Source organism: Kitasatospora sp. NPDC056273 (genome assembly GCF_042268845.1).
In the GTDB taxonomy this organism is placed as follows: Bacteria; Actinomycetota; Actinomycetes; order Streptomycetales; family Streptomycetaceae; genus Kitasatospora.
Map to the genome: position 1 here is coordinate 1 of NZ_JBHJSJ010000113.1, position 6486 is coordinate 6486.

The window sequence follows — 6486 nt, forward strand, 5'->3', positions numbered from 1 at the left end:
GTCGCACGGGAGTGTGCGACCGGCCGCCGGAGAGGGTGGGTGGCGGGATCAGCCCTGCGGGTGGTGGGCCGGGATCGGCGGGAGCTCGCCGGTGGTCTCGTACTCGCTCAGCATCTCGATCCGGCGGGTGTGCCGGGCCTCGCCGCTGTAGGGGGTCTTGAGGAAGACCTCGACGAAGCCGGTGGCCTCCTCGACCGTGTGCATGCGGCCGCCGATGGAGATCACGTTGGCGTTGTTGTGCTGACGGCCGAGCTCGGCGGTCTGCGCGCTCCAGGCCAGCGCGGCCCGGACGCCCTTGACCTTGTTGGCGGCGATCGCCTCTCCGTTGCCCGAGCCGCCGATGACGATGCCCAGGGCGTCCTCGTCGGCGGCGGTGCGCTCGGCGGCGCGCAGGCAGAACGGCGGGTAGTCGTCCTCGGCGTCGTAGATGTGCGGCCCGCAGTCGACCGGCTCGTGGCCGGCCCCCTTGAGCCACTCCACGAGGTGGTTCTTCAGTTCGTATCCGGCATGGTCTGAGCCCAGGTACACGCGCATGCCATGAGTGTGGCATGCGCGTGCGCCCGGGCCCGACAACGGGGGCGCCGGCGGGGAGCGGTCGGCGCGGCGGGGGTGGTCAGCGCCGGCCGAGCAGCTTCCAGGCCAGCGGCAGGGCGCCGGCGGCGAGGGCGGCCTTGAGGGCGTCGCCGACCAGGTACGGGTAGAGGCCGAGCTCGGCGGCGCGGGCGAGCGGGACGTGCAGCGACAGGGCGAGGTACGGGACGCCGACCCCGTAGATGGCGAGGCTGCCGAGGACCATGGTGACGGCGGTGTCGACCGGGGTGCGGTCGGCGCCCCGACGGGCCAGCGCGCCGGTCAGGGCGGCGGCGACGACGAAGCCGAGCACGTAGCCGAAGGTCGGGAACGCCCAGCCGGTGGCGCCGCCGGTGAACCAGGGCAGGCCCGCCATGCCGGCCAGCAGGTACAGCACCAGCGAGGCGGCGCCGCGGCGGGTGCCGAGCGCGGTGCCGACCAGCAGGGCGGCGAAGGTCTGGCCGGTGACCGGGACCGGCGAGCCGGGGACGTTGACCGACAGCTGGGCGGCCACGCCGGTCAGCGCGGCGCCGCCGGCCACCAGGGCCAGGTCGCGGGCCTGGGCGCCGAGGCGGGTGGAGGCGGCGGGCAGCAGGTCGGCGAGGACGGCGCGGCGCGGTATCGGGGTGGTGGCAGTGGCCATCGGGGCTCCTCCGTGAGAGTCCAGGTGAGTGAACACCTGTGAACCTACGCGGTGATCCACTGGGCGAACGGCACGGTTTCGGACAAACCCCCGCCCTCGGGCGTTGTCGGAACCGACTCGGGACAACCCCTGGTCACAACATGATCACTTTGGGTTTCGGCATGGTCCGCATACTGGGCCCGAACCGATCATCTTTGGCATGGACAGCGGCGGCGCCGGATATTGGACAGCTCATGTCGCATACCGCACAGTCTGGAACCACCCCTATGGCCCCCACTTCCGCCCCTCCGGCGCCCGGGACCCCCGACGGCACCCGACCGGCCGCGGCCCCGGCGCCGGGTGGCCAGCAGCTCACCCACGGCCTGAAGCAGCGCCACCTGTCCATGATCGCCCTCGGCGGCGTGATCGGCGCCGGCCTCTTCGTCGGCTCCGGCGCCGGCATCGCGGCCGCCGGCCCGGCGATCATCCTGGCGTTCGTGCTCTCCGGCCTCCTGGTCATGCTGATCATGCGGATGCTCGGTGAGATGTCCGCCGCCCGCCCCGCCTCCGGCTCGTTCTCGGTGCACGCCGAGAAGGAGATCGGCCCCTGGGCCGGGATCACGGCCGGCTGGATGTACTGGGTGATGCTCTGCTGCGGCGTCGCCGCCGAGGCCACCGCCGCCGGGAAGATCGTCAACGGCTGGATACCCGGCGTCTCCGCCTGGGTCTGGGTCGCCCTGTTCATGGCCTTCTTCTGCGCCAGCAACCTCACCGCGGTGAAGAACTTCGGCGAGTTCGAGTTCTGGTTCGCCGCCATCAAGATCACCGCGATCATCGCCTTCCTGGTCCTCGGCGGGCTCGGCATCGCCGGGGTGATCGGCCCCGGCGCCCCCGGCGCGCACAACCTCACCGGCGAGGGCGGCTTCCTGCCCAACGGCGTCAGCGGGCTGATCGTCGGCCTGCTCGCCTCGGTCTTCGCGTACGGCGGTCTGGAGACCGTGACCATCGCCGCCGCCGAGTCCGACGACCCCAAGAAGAACGTCGCCAACGCCGTGCGCACCGCGGTGTGGCGGATCGCGATCTTCTACATCGGCTCGATGGCCCTGGTGGTCACCCTGGTCTCCTGGAAGGACCCGAAGGTCGTCGCGGACGGCCCGTACGTCACCGTGCTGAGCCACCTCGGGGTGCCCGCCGCCGGACTGATCATGCAGGTGGTGGTGCTGGTCGCGCTGCTGTCCGCGATGAACGCCAACATCTACGGCGCCTCCCGGATGGCGTACTCGCTGGTCGGCCGCGGCCAGGGCCCCAAGGCGCTGGCCAAGGTCGGCGGCGGGGTGCCGCGCAGAGCCGTCCTGGCCTCCTGTCTGTTCGGCTTCGGCGCCGTGCTGGCCGCCAAGTTCTGGCCGGACACCGTGTTCACCTGGCTGATGAACACCACCGGCGTGGCGATCCTGGTGGTCTGGCTGTTCATCTGCGTGGTCCAGCTGCGGATGCGCCGCCGGCTGGAGCGCGAGGCCCCCGAGCTGCTCACCGTGAAGATGTGGGGCTACCCGTACCTGACCTGGATCGCGATGGCCGCCGTGGCCGGCATCCTCGCCCTGATGACCACCACCGAGGGCAACCGCCAGCAGCTGTACGCGGCCGGCGTGCTGGTCGCGGCGCTCACCGTCGCCGGGCTGCTCAAGCAGCGCCGGGACGCCGCCGCGCTCCGCTGACCTCCCCGCGCACGCGGCAGGGCCCGGTACCGCTCGGTACCGGGCCCTGCCGCGTGTCCGGCGCCGTTACTCGAAGGACGGGCCGGCCGTACGGGTGCGCTTGATCTCGTAGAAGCCCGGGGTGGAGGCCACCAGCAGGGTGCCGTCCCACAGCCGGGCCGCGGCCTCGCCCTTCGGGGCGGGGGTGACCACCGGGCCGAAGAAGGCCACCCGCTCGCCGTCCGCGCCCTCGACCGCGATCACCGGGGTGCCGACGTCCTCGCCGACCAGGGTGATGCCCTCCTGGTGCGAGGCGCGCAGGGCCTCGTCGTACGCGTCCGTGTCGGCCGCGCCGGCCAGCTCGGCGGGCAGGCCCGCGGCCACCAGGGCGGCCTCGACGGTCTCCCGGTTCTGCGGCAGGCCCTGGTTGTGGAAGCGCACGCCCAGCTCCGTGTAGAGCCGGCCGAGCACCTCCGGCCCGTGCTGCTCGGCGGCGGCGACGCAGACCCGCACCGCGCCCCAGGCGTTGTCCAGCAGCTCCCGGTAGTTCTCCGGGAGGTCCCGGTGCTCGTTGAGCACCGACAGGCTCATCACGTGCCAGCGCACGTCGACCGGACGCACCTGCTGGACCTCGATCAGCCAGCGGGAGGTCATCCACGCCCACGGACAGGCCGGGTCGAACCAGAAGTCGGCGGTCTTGCGCTCAGCGGCAGTCGTCACTGCGGGTGCCCTTCGTGAGGTGGTCCGGGACACGGAGGAGTTCCGCCCCGGGAACGCCAACACCCGCCCCGCACCGCTGATTCCGGTGCGAACGCGGCGGCCTGTGCAATGGTACTGACGCCGCGGGGCGTGAAAGGATGACCCCGCGTGCGCGGGGCACACCCCGCGCCGAGACCGCACCACCCACAGGCGCACCACCGTGCGAGCCGGACAAAGGAGTACCGCCGTGCCGGGCAAGAACCTCAGCCGCGACGAGGCGCAGCAGCGGGCCAGCATCCTGGCCGTGGACGGCTACCAGGTCCGGCTGGACGTGACCTCGGCCCCGGACCGGGAGGCCGGCACCTTCCGCTCCACCACCACCGTCACCTTCCGCTGCTCCCAGCCCGGTGCGGACACCTTCCTCGACCTGCTCGCCCCCGCCGTCCGCTCGGTCACCCTCAACGGCCGCGCCCTCGACCCGGCCACCGCCTACGACGGCGCCCGGGTGCACGTCGACGGCCTGGCCGCCGAGAACGTGCTGACCGTCGAGGCGGACTGCGCCTACAGCCGCACCGGCGAGGGCCTGCACCGCTTCGTCGACCCGGTGGACGGCGAGACCTACCTCTACACCCACTACGAGCCGGCCGACGCCCGCCGGGTGTTCGCGAACTTCGAGCAGCCCGACCTGAAGGCCCCGTTCACCTTCACCGTGACCGCCCCGGCCGCCTGGGACGTGCGCTCCAACGCCCCGCACGAGGACGTCACCGAGCAGGACGGCGCCCGCACCTGGGAGTTCGCGCCGACCAGGCCGATCTCCACCTACCTCACCGCCGTCGTCGCCGGCCCGTACCACGTCGCCCGCGACCATTACCGCCGCGAACTGGCCGACGGCACCGCGCTGGAGATCCCGCTCTCCGCGATGTGCCGCAAGTCGCTGGCCCCGTACTTCGACGCGGACGAGATCCTCGGCGTCACCAAGCTCGGACTCGACTTCTTCCACGAGCAGTTCGACTACCCGTACCCCTTCGGCAAGTACGACCAGGCCTTCGTCCCCGAGTACAACATCGGCGCGATGGAGAACCCCGGCTGCGTCACCTTCCGCGAGGAGTACGTCTTCCGCTCGAAGGTCACCGACGCCGCGTACGAGGCCCGGGCCAACGTCATCCTGCACGAGATGGCGCACATGTGGTTCGGCGACCTGGTCACCATGCGCTGGTGGGACGACCTGTGGCTGAAGGAGTCCTTCGCCGACTTCATGGGCTCCTACGGCCTGATCGGCGCCCGCACCCGCTACTCCTCGGCCTGGGTCACCTTCGCCAACCAGCGCAAGGCCTGGGCCTACCGGCAGGACCAGTTCCCCACCACCCACCCGATCACCGCGGACATCCGGGACCTGGAGGACGCCAAGCTCAACTTCGACGGGATCACCTACGCCAAGGGCGCCTCCGTCCTCAAGCAGCTGGTGGCGTACGTCGGTTCGGAGGCGTTCTTCGAGGGCGCCCGCCGCTACTTCAAGCGCCACGCCTTCGGCAACACCGAGCTGGGCGACCTGCTGGAGGTGCTGGAGGAGACCAGCGGCCGCGACCTCAAGGCCTGGGCCGCCGCCTGGCTGCAGACCTCCGGGGTCAACGCGCTCACCCCGCAGGTCACCACCGACGCCGAGGGCCGGATCACCGAGCTGGCCGTGCTCCAGGACGGCGACGTGCTGCGCCCGCACCGGATCGCGGTCGGCCTGTACGACCGGGACGCGGACGGCGCCCTGGTCCGCACCGGGCGGATCGAGCTGGACGTCACCGGCGCCCGGACCGTCGTCACCGAGGCCGCCGGCCTGCCCCGCCCGGCGCTGGTGCTGCTCAACGACGACGACCTGACCTACTGCAAGATCCGCTTCGACGAGGAGTCGCTGGAGAACCTGCGGGCCGGCCTCGGCGAGATCCGCGACGAGCTGGCCCGGGCGCTGACCTGGTCCGCGGTCTGGAACCTCACCCGGGACGGCCTGATGCCGGCCCGCGACTACGTCGCCCTGGTGCTGCGCTTCGCCGGCCAGGAGGGCAACATCGGCGTGCTCCAGTCGCTGCACGCCCAGGCCAAGACCGCCGTCGACCTGTACGCCGACCCGGCCTGGCGCGGCGAGGGCGGCCGGCTGCTCGCCGACGGCGCCCTGCGCGAGCTGCGTGAGGCCGTCCCCGGCAGCGACCACCAGCTGGCCTGGGCCCGCTTCCTCGCCCAGACCGCGGGCGGCGCCGAGCACCTCGGCCTGGTCCGCGGCCTGCTGTCCGGCAGCGCCCGGATCGACGGCCTGGAGGTCGACCAGGACCTGCGCTGGTCGCTGTGGCTGGCGCTGGCCGCGGCCGGCCAGGCCGCCGACGAGGAGCTCGACGCCGAGCTGGCCGCCGACAACACCGCGAGCGGCAAGCGGCACCACACCCAGTGCCTGGCCGCCCGGCCCACCGCGGAGGCCAAGGCCGCCGCCTGGTCGGCCGTCATCGACTCGGACGAGCTGCCGAGCGCCCTGGTCGAGGCCAACACCGGGGGCTTCTCGATCCCCTCCCAGCGCGACCTGACGGCCCTCTACGCGGCGCCGTACTTCAAGCTGCTGGAGCGGGTCTGGGCCGACCGGACCATCGAGATCGCGATCCGGATCGTCGGCGGCTTCTTCCCGCTCGCCCAGGCGTCCGAGCAGACCCTGGCCGAGGCCGACGGCTGGCTGGCCGGGCACCCGCAGGCCGCGCCGGCGCTGCGCCGCCTGGTGCTGGAGCGCCGGGACGACCTGGCCCGCGCGCTGCGGGCGCAGGCCTGCGACCGGATCTGACGGGCCGTACGCCGCACCGACCGCGCCGCGACAGCCGTACGCGGTAACGGCCGTGGGCCCCGGCCCGCTCCTGGAAACCAGGGGCGGGC

The 6486-nt window shown here is 72.7% G+C and carries 5 protein-coding genes; 2 read left to right on the plus strand and 3 right to left on the minus strand.

What is annotated here, in order from left to right; genetic code table 11:
* Positions 1-48: 48 nt before the first annotated feature.
* Together ACFCY1_RS41145 and ACFCY1_RS41150 are read right to left on the minus strand one after the other, a co-directional pair.
* A complete protein-coding gene (locus ACFCY1_RS41145) occupies positions 49-534 on the minus strand; it encodes a ribose-5-phosphate isomerase (RefSeq protein WP_049648958.1) in 486 nt (161 codons plus the stop codon).
* Between the two features lie 79 nt (positions 535-613).
* Entirely contained in the window at positions 614-1213 is a 600-nt protein-coding gene (locus tag ACFCY1_RS41150) for a biotin transporter BioY (RefSeq protein ID WP_375877798.1), read from the minus strand.
* A gap of 266 nt (positions 1214-1479) precedes the next feature.
* On the opposite strand from ACFCY1_RS41150, the gene ACFCY1_RS41155 reads away from it, so the two are divergent.
* A complete protein-coding gene (locus ACFCY1_RS41155; protein ID WP_117487765.1) occupies positions 1480-2907 on the plus strand; it encodes an amino acid permease in 1428 nt (475 codons plus the stop codon).
* A 66-nt stretch (positions 2908-2973) separates the two neighbouring features.
* Here the strand turns inward: ACFCY1_RS41155 and ACFCY1_RS41160 are convergent, their stop codons facing one another.
* Positions 2974-3606 (minus strand): DsbA family protein, encoded by a 633-nt coding sequence (locus tag ACFCY1_RS41160; protein ID WP_049648961.1) that lies wholly within the window; start codon positions 3604-3606, stop codon positions 2974-2976.
* A 226-nt stretch (positions 3607-3832) separates the two neighbouring features.
* Here ACFCY1_RS41160 and pepN point away from each other — a divergent pair, with 226 nt between their 5' ends.
* Positions 3833-6397, plus strand: coding sequence for an aminopeptidase N (gene pepN / locus ACFCY1_RS41165; protein ID WP_049648962.1), 2565 nt, complete (start codon positions 3833-3835; stop codon positions 6395-6397).
* Positions 6398-6486: the final 89 nt, after the last annotated feature.